Annotated in this window: 18 protein-coding genes and 1 pseudogene; 17 read left to right on the forward strand and 2 right to left on the reverse strand. The window is 70.4% G+C overall.

The window, feature by feature from the left end; translation table 11 throughout:
* Positions 1-1,002 precede the first annotated feature (1,002 nt).
* The 12 genes and pseudogenes from ACZ7OO_RS35315 (at position 1,003) to ACZ7OO_RS35370 (ending at position 11,087) form a co-directional block, all read left to right on the forward strand.
* Positions 1,003-1,218 carry a type II toxin-antitoxin system HicB family antitoxin gene (locus ACZ7OO_RS35315; RefSeq protein WP_471511273.1) on the forward strand — a complete coding sequence of 72 codons (216 nt, stop codon included), beginning with the start codon at positions 1,003-1,005 and terminating at the stop codon, positions 1,216-1,218.
* Positions 1,215-1,439, forward strand: coding sequence for a type II toxin-antitoxin system HicA family toxin (locus tag ACZ7OO_RS35320; protein WP_030735403.1), 225 nt, complete (start codon positions 1,215-1,217; stop codon positions 1,437-1,439). The genes ACZ7OO_RS35315 and ACZ7OO_RS35320 overlap by 4 nt, the downstream gene beginning before the upstream one ends.
* Positions 1,440-1,563: 124 nt before the next feature.
* Positions 1,564-2,910, forward strand: coding sequence for an IS701 family transposase (locus tag ACZ7OO_RS35325; protein WP_471511275.1), 1,347 nt, complete (start codon positions 1,564-1,566; stop codon positions 2,908-2,910).
* 187 nt (positions 2,911-3,097) lie between these two features.
* On the forward strand, positions 3,098-3,565 hold the full coding sequence (locus tag ACZ7OO_RS35330; protein WP_471511277.1) for a hypothetical protein: 468 nt from the start codon (positions 3,098-3,100) through the stop codon (positions 3,563-3,565).
* On the forward strand, positions 3,558-3,740 hold the full coding sequence (locus tag ACZ7OO_RS35335; protein ID WP_471511279.1) for a hypothetical protein: 183 nt from the start codon (positions 3,558-3,560) through the stop codon (positions 3,738-3,740). Before ACZ7OO_RS35330 ends, ACZ7OO_RS35335 begins: the two co-directional genes overlap by 8 nt.
* Before the next feature lie 629 nt (positions 3,741-4,369).
* Positions 4,370-4,741 (forward strand): annotated as a pseudogene (locus ACZ7OO_RS35340) (MBL fold metallo-hydrolase); the annotation flags it as partial.
* A gap of 1,147 nt (positions 4,742-5,888) precedes the next feature.
* Entirely contained in the window at positions 5,889-8,327 is a 2,439-nt protein-coding gene (locus ACZ7OO_RS35345; RefSeq protein ID WP_471511281.1) for a sensor histidine kinase, read from the forward strand.
* Between the two features lie 74 nt (positions 8,328-8,401).
* Positions 8,402-8,836, forward strand: coding sequence for a roadblock/LC7 domain-containing protein (locus ACZ7OO_RS35350; RefSeq protein ID WP_046728213.1), 435 nt, complete (start codon positions 8,402-8,404; stop codon positions 8,834-8,836).
* 2 nt (positions 8,837-8,838) lie between these two features.
* Positions 8,839-9,210 carry a DUF742 domain-containing protein gene (locus ACZ7OO_RS35355; protein ID WP_471511283.1) on the forward strand — a complete coding sequence of 124 codons (372 nt, stop codon included), beginning with the start codon at positions 8,839-8,841 and terminating at the stop codon, positions 9,208-9,210.
* Positions 9,188-9,787, forward strand: a complete 600-nt coding sequence (locus ACZ7OO_RS35360; RefSeq protein ID WP_471511285.1) for a GTP-binding protein — start codon at positions 9,188-9,190, stop codon at positions 9,785-9,787. Before ACZ7OO_RS35355 ends, ACZ7OO_RS35360 begins: the two co-directional genes overlap by 23 nt.
* Positions 9,788-9,848: 61 nt before the next feature.
* Positions 9,849-10,430 (forward strand): GAF domain-containing protein, encoded by a 582-nt coding sequence (locus ACZ7OO_RS35365; RefSeq protein WP_471511286.1) that lies wholly within the window; start codon positions 9,849-9,851, stop codon positions 10,428-10,430.
* Positions 10,431-10,487: 57 nt separating this feature from the next.
* The gene (locus ACZ7OO_RS35370; protein ID WP_471511288.1) at positions 10,488-11,087 is read left to right on the forward strand and encodes a TetR/AcrR family transcriptional regulator; all 600 of its coding nucleotides are present in this window, start codon (positions 10,488-10,490) and stop codon (positions 11,085-11,087) included.
* Between the two features lie 21 nt (positions 11,088-11,108).
* On the opposite strand, the gene ACZ7OO_RS35375 is transcribed toward ACZ7OO_RS35370, so the two are convergent.
* Together ACZ7OO_RS35375 and ACZ7OO_RS35380 are read right to left on the reverse strand one after the other, a co-directional pair.
* The gene (locus tag ACZ7OO_RS35375; protein ID WP_471511290.1) at positions 11,109-12,305 is read right to left on the reverse strand and encodes a YbfB/YjiJ family MFS transporter; all 1,197 of its coding nucleotides are present in this window, start codon (positions 12,303-12,305) and stop codon (positions 11,109-11,111) included.
* Positions 12,302-12,604, reverse strand: coding sequence for a muconolactone Delta-isomerase family protein (locus ACZ7OO_RS35380; protein ID WP_471511292.1), 303 nt, complete (start codon positions 12,602-12,604; stop codon positions 12,302-12,304). Before ACZ7OO_RS35380 ends, ACZ7OO_RS35375 begins: the two co-directional genes overlap by 4 nt.
* Positions 12,605-12,712: 108 nt before the next feature.
* Here ACZ7OO_RS35380 and ACZ7OO_RS35385 point away from each other — a divergent pair, with 108 nt between their 5' ends.
* The 5 genes from ACZ7OO_RS35385 to ACZ7OO_RS35405 all read left to right on the forward strand — a co-directional run bounded on the left by ACZ7OO_RS35385 (position 12,713) and on the right by ACZ7OO_RS35405 (position 17,495).
* Entirely contained in the window at positions 12,713-13,642 is a 930-nt protein-coding gene (locus tag ACZ7OO_RS35385) for a LysR family transcriptional regulator (RefSeq protein WP_471511294.1), read from the forward strand.
* 149 nt (positions 13,643-13,791) lie between these two features.
* Positions 13,792-14,523, forward strand: a complete 732-nt coding sequence (locus tag ACZ7OO_RS35390) for an SDR family NAD(P)-dependent oxidoreductase (protein WP_471511296.1) — start codon at positions 13,792-13,794, stop codon at positions 14,521-14,523.
* 31 nt (positions 14,524-14,554) lie between these two features.
* Positions 14,555-14,926 (forward strand): YybH family protein, encoded by a 372-nt coding sequence (locus ACZ7OO_RS35395; RefSeq protein ID WP_471511297.1) that lies wholly within the window; start codon positions 14,555-14,557, stop codon positions 14,924-14,926.
* 314 nt (positions 14,927-15,240) lie between these two features.
* The gene (gene tdh, locus ACZ7OO_RS35400) at positions 15,241-16,269 is read left to right on the forward strand and encodes an L-threonine 3-dehydrogenase (RefSeq protein WP_471511299.1); all 1,029 of its coding nucleotides are present in this window, start codon (positions 15,241-15,243) and stop codon (positions 16,267-16,269) included.
* Between the two features lie 32 nt (positions 16,270-16,301).
* Positions 16,302-17,495, forward strand: coding sequence for a glycine C-acetyltransferase (locus tag ACZ7OO_RS35405; protein WP_471511301.1), 1,194 nt, complete (start codon positions 16,302-16,304; stop codon positions 17,493-17,495).
* Positions 17,496-17,517 lie beyond the last annotated feature (22 nt).

Consider the following 17,517-nt stretch of genomic DNA (forward strand, 5'->3'; position numbering starts at 1 on the left):
CGGTGGCCGTTCTTGTATCCGGACACTCACTCCGACGCCGGGGCAAACGCCCGGATCAGGTGGGAACCGGTACACCACTTCTCAGGACGCAACCCGACGCCACTGTGTTACTCATGCGCGCCTCCGGTATCTAACTTATCCCTCGGTTCCGGCACCTTTGCATAGGGTTTCAAAGGCTCACCTGGTCCACGTGGGCGCCCTTTCGGGTCGAGCCACCAGGGCTCGTATCCGGCGAGTTATGGCGGGCGGTGGGCGGAGAGAGCCGCCACCCGGATTCCCCGACCTTTCGGCCGACCGGCGTTCGCTTCTTGGACCATCCTGTTCCTGCCGGGGAGTTGGGCCTTCCTTACGGTCGGCTTACCGGATGCATCCGGACCCCGTCAGGGTTTCCGTGTTCCGCATTTCGAAGATGCGGCTGGGGTGGGCGCTCCCTATACCCCGGGGCCAACGGTGTCCTACTTCCGGTGTTGCTTGCACCGGAAGCCGCTGGCGCCTTGCAGCACCGGGCCCTTTCCCCGCGAAGACCAGCCATCCCAGGGTTCAATATCACGAGGCATCAACCAGGAGTTCACGCGTGTTCGCCCGTCCAGCCTTCCCCTTGCCTGTGGCCCTCGATGGCCGAGGCCCCTTGGGCGTGAACGCTCAGCTTCACACCCCGCCGTTTCCAGCGACGCATGTGAGTGCGGGGACGAATCCAGACACTGATTCGGAGGCAATTCCTTTGTCAGAACCTCTCCACGAAATCCACCTCACTTCGGAAAATGCGACCTCACGTCGCACAGCAAGTTGTCGCCTACGACCGTCCTACGGCCGGATCGCAGGCACGGGCCAGCCAGGGGGCCGACCCTTCACGTCCGTCGCCGGGCTCACCGAGGGCGGCGGCCTGCGTCGCCTCCGGCGGGGAGTCGCGCCCGACCGCACGTCGCCGGAGACTTACCGCATGCGGTGGTCCGCGTCCGGAAAGCTTCTGACGGCGTCGCCCGGCATGCCACACTTTCATCTATGACGCGCGCACTGCACCTGACCGCTGCGGTCACCCGTGAGGACGAGTGGTACGTGGCCCGCTGTCTCCAGGTCGAGGTCACCAGCCAGGGCGAGAGCATCGAAGAGGCCCTGACCAACCTCCGCGAGGCCCTGGAGCTGTACTTCGAGGACGCCCCCGCCCCCGAGGTCGTCGCCGACGTGATCACCGCACCGGTCGAGGTCCGCGTCGCATGAGCCCCGCCGTCCCCCACGGCCTGTCCGGCACCGAGATCGCCAAGGCACTCGAACGCGCCGGCTTCGGCCACATCGCGACCCGGGGCAGCCATGCCAAGTATCGCAAGGACGACCGCACCGTCATCGTGCCCCTGCACCGCTCCCTCGCACCCGGCACCCTCCGCTCCATCCTCCGCCAGGCCGACTGGACCGTGGACGACCTCACCGAGCACCTCAAGTAGCCCAGAGGCCCAGGCCGGGTCGGGACCTCTGACACGGCAGCTGTAGTTCTGGTGTCTGCGCTGGTCAGCTGCCTGCAGGGGCTGGATGAGGATATGGGTACGGCCACCGTGATCATGAACGTTTGTGACGACGTTTCAAGAAGCGGTGGCCGCGGAGGTCACGATAGCCCAGGCCGTCTGGGACCGGGTGTTCGGGGCGGCGATGGACGTGATCGCGGACTGCTTCGCGCGGCCTGAGACACGCGCGACGGCGGCGGAGATGATCAGCGGGCTGCTGAGGGAGGTGGACACCCGGAATTGCTTGACGCTGGCCCAGGCGCTGGGGCATCCCGGTCCGCACCGGCTGCAGCACCTGCTGTCGAGGGCGAGGTTCGACCACGACCGGGCCAGGGAAGAGGTCGCCCGCCTGGTCGTGCGGGAACTCGCAGGTCAGGACGTGGTGCTGGTCGCGGACGAGACCGGTGACGCCAAGTCCTCCACCGGCTGCGTGGGAGCCGGCCGCCAGTACTCCGGCGCGCTCAAGGGTGTCGGCCTGTGCCAGGTCGCCGTCCACCTTGCCGCCGTCACCGAGACAGCGAGGGTGGTGATCGACCGGACCCTGTATCTCCCGAGGGACTGGGCCGCGGACGAGGAACGCCGCGACGCGGCCGGTGTCCCGGAGGAGATCATGTTCGCGACCAAGCCGCAGCAGACCGCGGCCATGGTTGCCCACGCGCTCGAGCTGGGGGTGCGGGCACGCTGGTTTGCGGGGGACGAGGTCTACTCCGGCCGCGAACTGCGCACGGAAATCCGGGGGTTCGGGCTCGGCTACGCGGTCGGCGTGTCCCACACGCACGTGGTGACCGACGGAGCGGGCCGCAGGTGGCAGGCCCGCCAGGTGATCAACAAGGTGCTGCCCCGCCAGTGGATGCGCATGCAGGCCGGACACGGCATGAAGGGCACCCGCGAGTACGACTGGGCCTGGCTCGACGTCCGGGCCGACGACACCCCCGACGGACACCGGGAGAACGGCACCAGCGTCCTGGTCGCCCGCCGACACCGGTACACCGGCGAGCTCTCCTTCTTCCGCTGCTGGACGCCCGGGACCATCACCCTCGCCCAGCTCGTGGACGTGATCTGCCGCAGATGGCGGATCGAGGAGACCTTCCAGCTCGGCAAGACCTTCACCGGCCTGGACGAGGGCCAGGTGACCTGCTGGAACTCCTGGATGCGCTGGTCGCTGTTCTCCCTGATCGCCGCCGCCGTCCTCGCACTCACAGCTGCTGCCACGACCACCGTCGGCCCTGCAGGACCGGCCCGACTCGTCCCGCTGACCTGCCCCGAACTCGTCCGACTCCTCCGGGCGTTCGTCCTCAAACCACCCGTCCGGGAGACGGAACACATCCTGCACTGGATGGCCTGGCGCCGCCACCATCAAGCCGTCGCGCAAGCCTGCCACCAGCGCCGACACGTTCTCCAGGACCAGCTATGACCGGAACTACAGCTGCCGTGTCTGACGGCAGTAGTGACGGCAACAACCGCGAACAACCCCGGCCGAACCCGCACCCCAGCGGACCGCTGAATACCGCATGACCTGCGAAAACGCAGGTGGGGAGGGGTCGCGTAGCACACGTACTATGTGGAGGCAGGCACCCTGCCTGTGCTTGTGCACAACGACGATGGCGAGGCTTGCCCGCTTGCCATCGCGGCCTCTCGAAGCGCGACGCAGCTTCGGAACTCTCCTGGTCCGGCGACCGGTGGCTATTCGCTGCCGACGGTTACGGGTACCTGGCTGCGGGGTACGCCCGGTAATACTGCCCGCATTCCGGGCTAAGATTGCCGATCAGCTGCGTGGTAGGGAGTTCAAGAGCTTCAACGCTTTCCGAGAAGAGTTCTGGGAGGCAGTCGGAAACGGCCCGGATCTGTCTTCTCGCTTCACGCCTCAGAATGCTGCGGCAATGCGGAACGGAAATGCTCCGCATGTTGGCGATACTCAAACTTTCGGCGGGAACAACACTCTCATCCTGCATCACGCAACACCTATCCAGCATGGTGGCGGTGTCTACGACATGGATAACCTTCTAGTAGTCACTCCGCTGTTCCATGCCAATATCCTTGATGGGGGTTACCACTATGGCAATGGATAACGACCGGGAGAAGGGTCGGACTGAGCTGCTTCGGCGGGCCGTTCCCCTCATTGCGGCGATCAGGTCGGGGAGCTCAAGACGGAGGAATGCGACGCGAAGATCGCAGAGCTTCGCGAGCTATACCCGTACTATTCTAGGTGGCTTGATCTGCTGTTCTGGGAGAGCGCGGAGCTGAGTGACGAGGAAGTTATGCTCAAGGCGCTGGAGTATCGTCCGATCGCGATGTAACAGAGATCGCGTAGGTCCCGTCCTTCCGCGAGTGGAAGGCAGGTGCCCGTTCCAGTGCAACCGGCGAATGAGTCGCCCGATGTGGCCGAGCGGGAGCTCCCTGCGGAAGCTGGGCTTGCGGATCTGTCGTACAGGCTCGAACGCGCCCTGGAGCGGATCGAAGAACTGGAAGAGCGCGTCGAACGCCAGGAGCGAACGACAGCCAGGCCCGCGACACCGGCTGAGGCGAGCTTCCTGAAGCATCATGAGTCCCCGGAGTGGCCATGGCCTCCGGGACTCACGGGGTGTGGCCCGCTCAGGCTGGGACGCGAGGGTTGCCCGACCCGGAAACTGGGACGCGTTTGCCGGCGCGCAGGTCAGGCGTGCTGGGTAGGTTGCGGTGCGTCCAGTTCGTCGTCCTCGTCGTCGATGGTGTCGAGGTCTTCGTGAGCCGGTGAGGGCAGTCGCTCGCCCAGGCTGAACCTGCCCCGCTCGGCTACGAAACGACCGCAAGGGGCTTGACCGTCGTGCCGACCCGTGACTGACGGATGAGTCGCGGTTGCGCCGCCGTGGACTTCGAGAATGCAGAACGGCTAGTGGCCCGACATACACATGACGCCGGAGGAGGGCATGCGGGCCCACCTCGACCTGCAGGGCGGCGGCCCGCACGGAGTGCTGCTGCCGATCCACTGGGCCACCTTCAACCTCGCCCCGCACGCCTGGGCCGAGCCGGGGGAGTGGACGAAGGACGCCGGCGACGTGGCGGCCCAGGCGGTGGCGCTACCGCGTCCCGGCGAGGCCTTCGAGCCGTCCGTGAAGGTGCCCGCCGACCCGTGGTGGCGCGAGGTGTCGGCGCCGATCGCCCGGCCGTGGCGCCTTGCCGTCCAGCCGCGGAGTGAGGCCGGGCAGGAGGACCTCGACCTGGTCGGCGAAGCGGTGACGCCGGACGCGGACGATCTGGTGAAGTGAGGGCGCCGCCGTTGTCGCGGTGACATGAAAGAGCCGTGCGTGCCCCTGCGCGACCCCGGCAGGGGCACGCGGACTGACCATGTCCGCCTGTCAACTCCCGCTTCGTCAACGGGCCTTGAGCCGTCCCGGCGCTTCTGCACCGAGGCCGTACGCTCACTGCCGGAGGAGGCCGCGCCGGAACTCCGCGCTCGGCGGCCCGTATCGGCCCAGGTTTCGGTGTCACGCCGGCGGACCGGGTCGCCATCCCCACCCAGCTCCTCGCCGGGGTCACCGCCAGCGCCATTTTCCACGACGGCGTCCACGATCTCCCCGGCCCGGCCCGGCTCTCCCCGGCCCGGGCCGCCCGCCTGGTCCGCGAACTCATGCGGCTCTGCCTGCTGATATGGACCGGCGCCACCCGCCGTACGGCAAGTGGCTCGGCAGTGCGCTCGCCCAGGCCCCCCGGGGCCGCTCGGCTCGCCCCCGCTCTCGCCGCCAGGGGCTGGCATGCGCGCGAGCGGCGTCTGTTGCACGTGTACGAGATCGTCGCCCATCCGCACAACGAACTTGGGCTCACCGCCCGCGTCGACCCGGCCCCGCCCCTCCCATTCCCGGCCCTAACGGGTGCTGCACGCCGACCGCTTCACGCCTGCCTCGCCGCCCGCATCAAGAATCCCGGCATGTCGCTGTCCGGGCCCTGCAGCAGGCCGCTCATCCAGTGCGAGCCGAGGGGGGAGCGTCACCGTGAGTGATGTTCTGCGGGGTGGTGACAGGGGTGCGGCAGGTCGCACGGTCGTCCTGCCGGGGCGGCCGAGGGTGTGCGGACCGATGATGGAGGAGAGGTGTGGTGTGTCGGTCGTCTCGGCCCCAACTTCTCCTTGTGACCGTTTTTGAGCAGGTCGGATCGGTTGGTGGCCGGTCGGGAGTGAGGTGCCCAGGGGGATATCGGCCCTTCGTGCGACAGCTCATACCAGGGCGGGACCATCTCCGGGTGACTTTGTCAACTGCCCACCGCACATGATGCGTTGGCGACTACTGTGAGTGTCCGTCGGGCGACACGGGGCCGAATTCCTTTGCGGTCCCCTCGGCCGGCACCGCGATGGCGCATACCCAACTCGCGCGAGACGCGCGAGCATTCCAGGCCCGACGGACCAGTACGAGGACGCAGATGTCTCACCTCCGTGCACCGGCCGCCCGTGCCGACCGCCGTGAGGGCGGCCGGCACGGACGTCCGGTCGCCCGACCCGTTCCCGCGCTGCCCGAGACCCACATACGGCCTCAGCTCATGCGCCTCGCCGTGCTGCCGCCGGTCGCGGTGGCGCTCAGCGGCTGCGCGGCCGTCCTGTTCACCGTCCGCTCCACCGGAGCCCGGCCCAGCCTCACCCTGCTGGCCGTACTCGCCGGAGCGGTCTCGGTGACGGTCGCGGCCATCGTGATCGCCGCCGTGGCCGCGGGCCGCGCCGTCCGCTCGGTCAGCGACCGCGTCGGCATCCTGCGCCGCAACACCGCCCGCGGCGAGGCCGAACTGCTGGCCCTCGTCGACGCGCTGCGCCGCGGCCAGACCCCGCCCCCGCGCAAGTCGCGCGGTGGACCGCCCGAGGACGCCGACGACTTCGAACTGCTCGCCGCCGACCTGTCCCGCGCGCACGACGGCGCCGTCACCGCCGTCGTGCAGGCGGCCCAGCTCTCCAGCCAGGCCGGCAGCGAACAGAAGCTGGAGGTCTTCGTCAACCTGGCGCGGCGGCTTCAGTCCCTCGTGCACCGAGAAATCTCGATTCTCGACGAACTGGAGAACGAGATCGAGGACCCGGACCTCCTCAAGGGTCTCTTCCACGTCGACCACCTGGCCACCCGCATCCGACGGCACGCCGAGAACCTCGCCGTGCTCGGCGGCGCAGTGTCCCGCCGGCAGTGGAGCAACCCCGTCTCCATGACCGAGGTGCTGCGTTCCGCCATCGCCGAGGTCGAGCAGTACTCCCGGGTCAAACTCGTCCCGCCGATCGACGGCGAACTGCGCGGGCACGCCGTCGCCGACGTCATCCACCTCCTCGCCGAACTCGTCGAGAACGCCACGGTGTTCTCCGCCCCCCACACCCAGGTGTTGCTCCGCGCCAACCTCGTCACCTCCGGCCTCGCGGTCGAGGTCGAGGACCGCGGACTCGGCATGCCGGTCGGCGAACAGTCCAAGATGAACGCCCTGCTCGCCGACCCCGACCAGGTCAACGTCGCCAGCCTGCTGGCCGACGGCCGCATCGGCCTCTTCGTCGTCTCCCAGCTCGCCCGCCGCCACGGCATCAACGTCCGCCTCCAGAACAACATCTACGGCGGCGTCCAGGCCGTCCTCGTCGTCCCGCAAGGCCTGCTGGGTACGGCACCGGGCGTACCCGGTGCCGTACCGCAGCCGCGCGACGCCGGCGCCGGGGGCGGCGCACCGGGGGCACCGGGTGGTGCGCCGGGAGCCGGGGCCGCGCGCCCGTCCCGCATCACCGGGACACTGGAGGAGATTCCCGGCGCCGCCGCCGGACCCGACGCGGGAGCCGGGGACCGGGCGGCCGCCCCGAGCGGTTCGCCGGCGGACCGACGGCCCGGGCCGCAGCAGGGACCGGCCGCGGCCGCCGCCGGTGGGCGGCGCAGGCACGCACAGCACGGGGGCGCACCCGCGCCGCTGCCGGTACGCGGCGCCCAGGAGACCCGGCCCAACCCCGCCGAGGCGTTGCCCGGCATCCGACCCGAGGACCGGCCCTCGGTCGCCGAGCACATCGGCGCCCCGCCCGTCCCGCGTGTCGGCGCCGTGCGCGGCACCATGGGCAAACCCCAACTGCCGCGCCGACGCGCCCAGGAGCACATCGTCCCCCAGCTCCGCGGCGGCCCGGCACCTCGCCAGGACAACGAGGTCCCGGCCGGACACGACCCCGGTCTGATGGCCGCCTTCCAGCGCGGCATCGGCCTCGCCGAGGCCCAGCAGCATCTGGAGGCCACTCAGACGGAGCCGACAGCCACCGAGCCGACGGGCGGGACGCATGGAGAGACCTTCTATACCGGGCTGACCAGTGTGGACCTCGCAGACATGGGCGTCGACGACGGATCCGGGTCCGGCGAGGGGTCCGGGAACGCGGCGAGCAGCACATCCCACGCCACACGTGCGGACGCCGTGCACATGGAGTCCAGGCACATGGCTCCGGACCACACAGCCCCGGACCAATCGGCCCTGGACCGAAGGGCGTCGGATCCCATGGGGTCGGAACCCATGGCGTCGAGCCCCATGTCGCCCTCGGACCACATGGGCGCGGCCCACACGGCCCCGGACCACATGGGCGCGGCACACACGGCCCCGGACCACACGGCTCCGGACCACACGGCCCCGGACCACACGGCTCCGGACCACATGGGCGCGGCCCACACGGCCCCGGACCACATGGGCGCTGCGCACACGGCCTCGGCACACACGGCCTCGGCACACACGGCCTCGGCACACACGACCCGGGCGCACGGGGACCCGGCCGATCCCCAGTCCGCGTCACGCCCCCCGTCGCACCCCCCGGCCCTGCGCCCCGTGCACACCTCCGAATTCACCACCCGGCCCGACGGGAGCGCACCGGCCGGATGACCAGCACCGTTTTCACGCCCACCCCCACCGCCACTGCTCCCGTAGACCTTCGTACCCCAAGGAGTCGATCCACCATGGCGAGCGATGCGCCGACCGCCCAGGTATCCGACCTCGACTGGCTGATGAGCGGCCTCGTCCAGCGCGTACCCCACACCACCAGCGCGGTGCTCCTGTCCTGCGACGGACTGGTGAAGTCCGTCCACGGTCTCGACCCGGACAGTGCCGACCACATGGCGGCGCTCGCCTCCGGTCTGTACTCGCTAGGCCGCAGCGCGGGCGTCCGCTTCGGCGACGGCGGGGACGTCCGCCAGGTCGTCGTAGAACTCGACTCGACGCTGCTGTTCGTCACCACCGCCGGCTCCGGCACCTGCCTCGCCGTGCTGGCCGGCCGCGAGGCCGACGCCGCCGTACTCGGCTACGAGATGGCGATGCTGGTCAAGAGCGTCCGCCCGTACCTCGTCACCGCGCCCCGGCAGCACGCCGTCGAACCCACGGCGATGAGGCCTTGAGGGTGGCGGCAGCCGGCGACGGGCCATGGCTGGACGATGCGGCCGGACGCCTGGTGCGCCCGTTCACGATCAGCAACGGCCGCACCGAGCCCAGCATCGCCTTCGACCTGCTGTCGCAGGTGATGGCCACCGGGGCCACCCCCCTCGGTTACCTGGGTCCCGAGCACGCGCAGGCGCTCGACCTGTGCCGAGCACCCGTCTCGGTCGCCGAGATCGCCGCGCACCTCAAGCTGCCCGCCGTGGTCACCAAGGTGCTGCTCTCCGACCTCGTCGACTGCGGGGCGCTCACCGCCAAGCCCCCCGTGTTCCACCACAACCCCACTGACCGGTCTCTTCTGGAGGCAGTGCTCGATGGACTACGACGACAGCTGTGACCCCTTCCCCACCGCGCTGAAAATCCTGGTGGCCGGTGGGTTCGGGGCCGGCAAGACCACCTTCGTGGGCGCGGTCAGCGAGATCGCGCCGCTGTCCACGGAGGAACTCCTCACCACGGTGAGCGCCGCGACCGACAATCTCGACGGTGTAGAGAACAAGGTCGAGACGACCGTGGCCATGGACTTCGGCCGTATCACCCTGGACCCCGAGCACGTGCTCTACCTGTTCGGTACGCCCGGGCAGGAGCGGTTCTGGTTCATGTGGGACGAGCTGTCCGAGGGCGCGCTCGGCGCGGTCATCCTCGCCGACACCCGCCGTCTGGAGGACTGCTTCGCGGCCGTCGACTTCTTCGAGGAGCGCGGTCTGGGTTTCATCGTCGCCATCAACGAGTTCGACGGCTCCTACCGTTACGACCCCGAGGAGGTGCGCGCCGCCATCGACCTCGACCCGGAGGTCCCGGTCGTCCGCTGCGACGCCCGTATCTCCAGCTCCGGTGTCCAGACCCTGCTCACCCTCGTCCGCCATCTCATCGCCCATGCCCCGGTCTCCGCGCCGAGCCACGGCGCCCACATGTGAACCCCATACACCCCTCACGGAGCCCATATATGACCCACGTCCACAGCGACGGAGCCCGCCCATGAGGTACGACCCGTCGCGCCCGGCCGGTCGTCTGCTGCTCACGCCGGAGGACAAGGAGGTGCCCGTACGCACCCGGCGCCTCGGCCAACTGGGACTCGGCGAACGTCCCGACCCCGAGCTCGACGCCTACGCGGACCGGCTCGCAGAGGTCACCGGGACGCCGTACGCCATGGTCAACTTCATCGGTGCGAACCGGCAGTTCTTCGCGGGCCTGCATCTGCCGGCCGTGCCGCCGCCGGTGGTGAAGCCCGACGGCAGCACGCCGGTGCTGGGCCGTGAGCTGGCCCGCGACCATGGGTTCTGCCCCCATGTGGTGGTCCGGCGCAAGGCGTTGGTTCTGGAAGACGTCGGCGACTACCCGCGGTTCGCGGGCAACCCGGTCGTCGACGAGTTCGGCATCCGTTCCTATCTCGGCGCCCCGCTCATCGACAGCACGGGGACGGCGCTCGGCACGGTGTGTGTGGTCGACGTGGAGCCGCGGCCCTGGGGTCGGCCCGGTCTGGAGACCATCAAGGCGTCGGCGGCGGAGCTGGTGGCCCGCATCGAGCGACGCGGGGCGGACGGACTCCCGCTGCTGTGACCACGGGAACGGCTCCATCACTAGGCGACCGGTCTAGTACCTCCGTACGCTGGTGGCATGGGACGCACCAGTGACGCCAGGCGCAAGATCCTCGACGCCGCCCGCTCGTTGATCGAGGGGCGCGGCTACTCGGCGCTCGGGGTGGCCGAGATCTGCAAGGCGGCCGGGGTGCCGAAGGGCAGTTTCTACTACTTCTTCGAGTCCAAGGAGGCCCTCGCGCTCGCCGTCGTCGACGAGCACTGGGCGGCCCAGAAGCGCGAGTGGACGCATGCCCTGACCGGTGAGGGGGAGCCGCTCCAGCGGCTGTGGCGGCTGTTCGAGGAGACGGAGGCCGGCCAGCGCGCCGTGCAGCAGGGCTGCGGCACGGTGGCGGGCTGTCTGTTCGGGAACCTCACCCTGGAGCTGAGCAACCAGACCGAGGCGGTCCGTGGGCGGCTCCAGGAGATCTTCGACGCACAGGTCGGCATGGTGGAGTCCGTCATCGCCGAGGCCCGCGACCGCGGTGAGGTCGGCGTGACCGACACCCGGGAGGCGGCGCGGGCGGTGGTGGCCCAGCTGGAGGGCCAGGTGATGTTCGCCAAGCTGTACAACAACACCCAGCGGCTGGGCCCGCTGTGGCAGAACTGCCGGGCCCTGCTCGGCGCGGCAGCGGCCTGACAGGGGCGTGACAGGCAGGGCCTAGGGAGGTGTGGCCTCCGCCCGCTGTCGCATTCGTACTGGCACTGTGTGGTCGCCGCCCATGTGGTGCGGGAAGCCGATCCGCAGCACGGCGGCGGCCGCGGCCGCGGCGAGGACCACAAGGGCGGCCAGGAGCAGGGCCTGGTGGTAGCCGTGACGCAGCAGCGGGGCGACGACCAGGGGGCCGAGTATCTGGCCGACGGAGTATCCGGCGGTCAGCAGGGCGACGGAGCGCGGGAAGCGCAGATGTGCTCCCGTGGCCAGGGCCAGGGTGCTCACGCCCAGGAACGTGGCGCCGAACAGCACCGCCGAGCCGAGGGCGGCGGCCGTACTCCCGGTCACGGCGGGCAGGGCGATACCGACCGCCTGGACCGTCAGGGCGGTGAGCAGCAGGCCGGGGCGGGACCACCGGCGCCCCAGCCTGGACCACAGTGCCGAGGACGGTACGGCGGCCAGCCCCACCAGCACCCAGGCGCCGTTGCCGACCCAGCCGGGGGAGCCCTGGCCGATCGCCGCGACCAGGAAGGTGCCGGCGACGATGTAGCCGACGCCCTCCAGGAAGTAGCTGACGAACAGGGCGCCGAACCAGCGACGGGTCCGGGCCGTCACCCGACTCCCGGAGACCGGGGCGGCGGGCGCGTCCTCTGGCCGCAGATTCCACGAGGCCGCGGCCAGCACCCCGGCGAGCGCGGCGGCGGCCCACCAGGCAGCCCGCCAGTCGGCGACGGACCGCAGGGTCAGGATCAGCAGACCGGACAGGGCGATACCGGCGCCCACGCCGCCGAAGGCCCAGCCGGGCAGGTGCGCCGGATGTTCCCGCAGATGGTGCAGCAGGGAGGTGACGGCGACGACGAAGACCAGGGCACTCGCCGCCCCGGCCAGCAGCCGCAGCACGCCCCACATCGCCGTGCTGTGGGTGAGGGGCATGGCGGCGAGCGTGGCGGTCAGCAGGAGCAGGGAGCCGCGCAGCACGGTGCGGGACCGGACCAGCGCAGGAGCCAGGGTGCCGGCGAGCGCGCCGACGAGATAGCCGACGTAGTTCGCGGTGGCCAGGTTCGCCCCGGCACCGGCGGACAGGCCCGCCCGCGCGTGCATCAGCGGGAGGATCGGGGTGTAGACGAAACGGCCGACGCCCATCCCCGCGGCGAGCGCGGCGCCGGCCCTGGCGACATGGGTCCAGGGAGACGCGGTGGTCATCGCGTCCCGTCGACCCGGCCGGGGTCGTTGGGGTGGGACTCCAGCGGGGTGACGGTGACCGTCATCCACGGGCGCAGCGGCAGGGTGCCGAGCACCTTCTCGTGGAGCTCCTCCTCGTCGGTGGCGCGCCAGACGCCGATGCTGCGCAACTCGCCGACGGGGCGCCACAGTCGGGCCAGATGGCCGGTCGCGGCCAGTTCCCTCGCACGGACCGCCTCCGCGGCCCGCCGCCGGTCGACCTCCTCCTGGGCCGTGCCTTCGGGGACGGTAGTGGTGATCTGGACGAGGAACTCTCGCATGATGTGCTCCCTCCGGTGCTGGTGAGTTCATCCTGCGCCTGTCACCAGCATCGATGCCACGACCGGTTTTCTCGCTGCTGAGAGGCGTAGCCTCCCAGCGCGCGTAGCATGGCGCGCGTGGAATTGCGTCAGCTGCGGTACTTCGTCGCGGTAGCCGAGGAACTGAACTTCGGCCGGGCCGCCGAGCGACTGCTCATCGCGGGCCCCTCGCTCTCCCAGCAGATCAAGGCACTCGAACGGGACCTGGGCGTCCGCCTGTTCGACCGGGACCGCCGCTCGGTCTCGCTCACCCCGGCCGGCACCGCCCTGCTGCCGCACATCCGAGACCTGCTGGAGCGGGCCGACGACCTCAGGCGCCGGGCCGGCCGCCTTTCGGGTTCGCAGTCGGTACGGCTCGGTTACGTCAACTGGCTTCCCCCGGATCTGGCTTCGCGGACGGCCGCGGTGGCCCGGGTGCATGTGGACGCCTGGGTCGCCCCCTCCCACACCCAGGCCGCCCGCGTCGCCGACGGCAGTCTGGACCTCGCCGTGTGCTGGGTGCGCACCGAGGACCTCAAGCGGCTCGGGCTGCGGGCCCGGCTGCTCGGCGCCGACCGGCTGTACGCCGTAGCCAAGGGCACCGACGCCAGCGATCTGCCGGCTCGGGACACCGACGTCCTCATCGGCGACGACGTCACCTCGTGGGCCTCCTGGAACGTGTACGCCGAGGAGCTGACACAGGCCGTCGGTGCTCGTGCCGTGCGCATCTCCGACGGCGCTGTCACCGGGCCCGCCTTCTTCGACCACGTCCGCCGCTGCACCCGCCCGGTCCTCAACTCGCCCAAGGGCCAGACCGTTCCGCTCCCGCCCGACCTGGTCCGCCGGGAGATCGTCGCGCCGAAGGTGTACTGGACCTGGTCCCTGGTCCGGCGTGAGAGCGAGGACCGGGCCGGAGTCCTGGCGGCCGTCGACGCCCTGTGCGCCGGCGTCGGCGACCTCGGCATCCACGCCGCGGACGCCTGGCTGCCGGCCGACGACCCGTACGCGCTCCCGGGCTGAGCCGCGCTGAGCCGCGCTGAGCCGCGCTGGGAGGCTGCGCCTCCCAGCCGGAAGGAAACCGATCCTGGCGCCCCTGACCCGCCCGCCCTACCCTCCGGATAGTCGACCGGTCGGCTAGCTACCGGTCAGCCACTACGGAGAAGGCCACCATGACCACGCAGCCCCAGAAGAGCATCCAGACCCAGAAGGTCGCGATCGTCACCGGCGCCTCGCAGGGCATCGGCGCCGCCCTGGTCGAGGGCTACCGCAAGCTCGGCTACGCTCTCGTCGCCACCTCGCGCACCATCGCCCCCGCCGACGACGCCGACATCCTGACCGTGCAGGGCGACATCGCCGACCCGGCGACCGCCGAGCGGGTCGTCACCGCCGCCGTCGAGCGGTTCGGCCGTATCGACACCGTGGTCAACAACGCGGGCGTCTTCGTCGCGAAGCCCTTCACCGACTACACGGCCGCCGACTACGCCACCGTGACCGGCATCAACATGGACGGCTTCTTCCACCTCACCCAGCGGGCCCTGCCGCAGCTGCTCGCCCAGGGCGGCGGACACATCGTCAGCGTCACCACCAGCCTGGTCGACAGCGCGGACGCCCGGGTCCCGTCCGTCCTGGCCTCGCTGACCAAGGGCGGTCTGCAGTCCGCGACCAAGTCCCTGGCGATCGAGTACGCCACCCGTGGCATCCGGGTCAACGCGGTGTCGCCCGGCACCATCAGGACCCCCATGCATCCGGCGGAGACCCACGAGTTCCTCGCCGCCCTGCACCCCGTCGGCCGGATGGGTGAAGTGCGCGACATCGTCGACGCGGTGCTCTTCCTGGAGACCGCGCCGTTCGTCACCGGCGAGATCCTGCATGTCGACGGCGGGATGAGCGCCGGACATTGACCGTAGTCACATCATCGACCAAGGAGTGGACATGACCACGACGACGGCTGACACGGCGATCCTGAGCGGGGTGCTCGACCGGTGGAAGGCGGCCGTCGACGCTCACCAACCCGAGCGTGCCGCCGCCCAGTTCACCGAGGACGTCGTCTTCCAGGGACTGCACCCCTACAGCGTCGGACGGGAGGGTGTCGCCGCGTACTACGACTCCCAGCCCCTCGGCATGAAGGCCGCGTACCGCGTCCTGGAGACCCGGCGGCCCGCCGACGGCGTCGTCCTCGGCTACCTGGCCGTCGAGTTCTCGTTCACGGACCGGCCCCCGCTGGACGTCAAGCTCTCGGTCCTCGTGACCCGCGCGGGGGAAGACTGGTACATCAGCCACTACCAGGTCTCCCGTCTCGACTAGGGCCTGTCCGGCGGACCAAAGCCGCAGAAAATCGGCGGTGACTCATCGACGCCGGTGAGCGGCGCGACGCTGTGGGGGCACCCCCGGCCGAAGGCTGGGGGACGTCGGCGAGTGACGACAACGCCGCCGCACACCCAGCGCTGCCGCCGGGCGTCCTACGGGCGTGAAGCGGAGCTGTGGCGGCGGTTAAGAAATCCTCGATGGACCTCAGGCGCCCGAGTACGGCAGATTTCTGTGCGATTCCACCCCCCTCCCCGGCTGCGGGCCGCTTCGGCGTGCCCGCGACCGGGACCTCACGCACAGGAGCCGTAGCGTTGAAGGCGCTGGTCAAGGAGAAAGCCGAGCCGGGGCTGTGGCTCGCCGACGTGCCGGAGCCCGCGGTCGGACCCGGTGATGTACTGATCAAGGTGCTGCGGACCGGTATCTGCGGCACCGACCTGCACATCCGGTCCTGGGACGGCTGGGCCCAGCAGACGATCACCACCCCCCTGGTGGTCGGACACGAGTTCGTCGGCGAGGTGGTCGGGACCGGCCGCGATGTCGCGGACATCAAGGTCGGTGACCGCGTCAGCGGCGAGGGCCACCTGGTCTGCGGCAAGTGCCGCAACTGCCTGGCCGGGCGGCGCCATCTGTGCCGGGCCACGGTCGGCCTCGGTGTCGGCCGCGACGGCGCGTTCGCCGAGTACGTCGCGCTGCCCGCCGGCAACGTCTGGGTGCACAGGGTCCCCGTCGACCTCGACGTCGCCGCGATCTTCGACCCGTTCGGCAACGCCGTGCACACCGCGCTCTCCTTCCCGCTCGTCGGCGAGGACGTCCTGATCACCGGCGCCGGCCCGATCGGCCTGATGGCCGCCGCGGTGGCCCGGCACGCGGGCGCCCGCAACGTCGTGATCACCGATGTCAGCGAGGGGCGCCTCGACCTCGCCCGCAAGATCGGCGTGAGCCTCGCCCTGAACGTGTCGCAGTCCCGGATCGCCGACGGACAGCGGGAGTTGGGGCTGCGTGAGGGCTTCGACATCGGTCTGGAGATGTCCGGGCGGCCCGAAGCGCTCCGGGACATGATCGCGAACATGACGCACGGCGGCCGTATCGCCATGCTAGGCCTGCCCGCCCAGGAGTTCCCCGTCGACTGGGCCCGGATCGTCACCTCGATGATCACGATCAAGGGCATCTACGGCCGCGAGATGTTCGAGACCTGGTACGCGATGTCGGTCCTCCTGGAGGGCGGACTCGACCTCGCCCCCGTGATCACCGGCCGCTACGGGTACCGGGACTTCGAGGCGGCCTTCGCCGACGCCGCGAGCGGCCGCGGCGGCAAGGTCATCCTCGACTGGACCCTCTGACGACAGTCTCTGACGACAATCAAGGATTGATGATGTTCGACTCCGTGCGCGACGACCTGCGCGCCACCCTCGACGAGATCCGCGCCGCCGGTCTGCACAAGCCCGAGCGCGTCATCGGCACCCCGCAGTCCGCGACCGTCAACGTGACCGCGGGCGGCCGCCCCGGCGAGGTCCTCAACTTCTGCGCCAACAACTACCTCGGTCTCGCCGACCACCCCGAGGTGATCGCCGCCGCCCACGAGGCCCTGGACCGCTGGGGTTACGGCATGGCCTCCGTCCGCTTCATCTGCGGCACCCAGGAGATCCACAAGGAGCTGGAGGCGCGCCTCGCCGCGTTCCTCGGCCAGGAGGACACGATCCTCTACTCCTCCTGCTTCGACGCCAACGGCGGTGTCTTCGAGACCCTCCTCGGCCCGGAGGACGCGGTGATCTCCGACGTCCTCAACCACGCCTCGATCATCGACGGCATCCGCCTCTCCAAGGCCCGCCGTCTCCGCTACGCCAACCGCGATCTGGCCGATCTGGAAAGCCAGTTGAAGGAGGCGCAGAGCGCCCGGCGCCGGCTGGTCGTCACCGACGGCGTCTTCTCCATGGACGGCTACGTGGCACCGCTGCGCGAGATCTGCGACCTCGCCGACCGCTACGACGCGATGGTCATGGTCGACGACTCGCACGCCGTCGGCTTCGTCGGGCCGTCCGGCCGCGGCACCCCCGAACTGCACGGCGTGCTGGACCGCGTCGACATCATCACCGGCACCCTCGGAAAGGCCCTCGGCGGCGCCTCCGGTGGCTATGTCGCGGCGCGCGCCGAGATCGTCGCCCTGCTCCGCCAGCGCTCCCGCCCCTACCTCTTCTCCAACACCCTCGCCCCGGTGATCGCGGCGGCCTCGCTGAAGGTCCTCGACCTGCTGGAGTCCGCGGACGACCTGCGGGTCCGGCTCGCCGAGAACACCGCGCTGTTCCGCCACCGGATGACCGAGGAGGGCTTCGACATCCTCCCCGGCGACCACGCCATCGCCCCTGTGATGATCGGCGACGCGGGGCGGGCCGCCCGGATGGCCGAGCTGCTGCTGGAGCGGGGCGTGTACGTGATCGGCTTCTCGTACCCGGTCGTGCCGCAGGGCCAGGCCCGGATCCGGGTGCAGCTGTCCGCGGCCCACTCGACGGACGACGTCAACCGCGCGGTGGACGCCTTCGTCGCGGCCCGGGCCGAGCTGGCGGCCTGAGCGGCCTGAGCGCCCCGGGCCT

It is taken from the genome of Streptomyces sp. NPDC111744, from assembly GCF_055634995.1.

What these genes read in the sequence shown, in the direction of transcription:
- ACZ7OO_RS35315 (WP_471511273.1), top strand. Translation starts at nt 1,003, where the DNA reads ATGACGCGCGCACTGCACCTGACCGCTGCGGTCACCCGTGAGGACGAG.
- ACZ7OO_RS35320 (WP_030735403.1), top strand. Translation starts at nt 1,215, where the DNA reads ATGAGCCCCGCCGTCCCCCACGGCCTGTCCGGCACCGAGATCGCCAAG.
- ACZ7OO_RS35330 (WP_471511277.1), top strand. Translation starts at nt 3,098, where the DNA reads ATGGCGAGGCTTGCCCGCTTGCCATCGCGGCCTCTCGAAGCGCGACGC.
- ACZ7OO_RS35335 (WP_471511279.1), top strand. Translation starts at nt 3,558, where the DNA reads ATGGATAACGACCGGGAGAAGGGTCGGACTGAGCTGCTTCGGCGGGCC.
- ACZ7OO_RS35345 (WP_471511281.1), top strand. Translation starts at nt 5,889, where the DNA reads ATGTCTCACCTCCGTGCACCGGCCGCCCGTGCCGACCGCCGTGAGGGC.
- ACZ7OO_RS35350 (WP_046728213.1), top strand. Translation starts at nt 8,402, where the DNA reads ATGGCGAGCGATGCGCCGACCGCCCAGGTATCCGACCTCGACTGGCTG.
- ACZ7OO_RS35360 (WP_471511285.1), top strand. Translation starts at nt 9,188, where the DNA reads ATGGACTACGACGACAGCTGTGACCCCTTCCCCACCGCGCTGAAAATC.
- ACZ7OO_RS35365 (WP_471511286.1), top strand. Translation starts at nt 9,849, where the DNA reads ATGAGGTACGACCCGTCGCGCCCGGCCGGTCGTCTGCTGCTCACGCCG.
- ACZ7OO_RS35370 (WP_471511288.1), top strand. Translation starts at nt 10,488, where the DNA reads ATGGGACGCACCAGTGACGCCAGGCGCAAGATCCTCGACGCCGCCCGC.
- ACZ7OO_RS35375 (WP_471511290.1), bottom strand. Translation starts at nt 12,305, where the DNA reads ATGACCACCGCGTCTCCCTGGACCCATGTCGCCAGGGCCGGCGCCGCG.
- ACZ7OO_RS35380 (WP_471511292.1), bottom strand. Translation starts at nt 12,604, where the DNA reads ATGCGAGAGTTCCTCGTCCAGATCACCACTACCGTCCCCGAAGGCACG.
- ACZ7OO_RS35385 (WP_471511294.1), top strand. Translation starts at nt 12,713, where the DNA reads ATGGCGCGCGTGGAATTGCGTCAGCTGCGGTACTTCGTCGCGGTAGCC.
- ACZ7OO_RS35390 (WP_471511296.1), top strand. Translation starts at nt 13,792, where the DNA reads ATGACCACGCAGCCCCAGAAGAGCATCCAGACCCAGAAGGTCGCGATC.
- ACZ7OO_RS35395 (WP_471511297.1), top strand. Translation starts at nt 14,555, where the DNA reads ATGACCACGACGACGGCTGACACGGCGATCCTGAGCGGGGTGCTCGAC.
- ACZ7OO_RS35405 (WP_471511301.1), top strand. Translation starts at nt 16,302, where the DNA reads ATGTTCGACTCCGTGCGCGACGACCTGCGCGCCACCCTCGACGAGATC.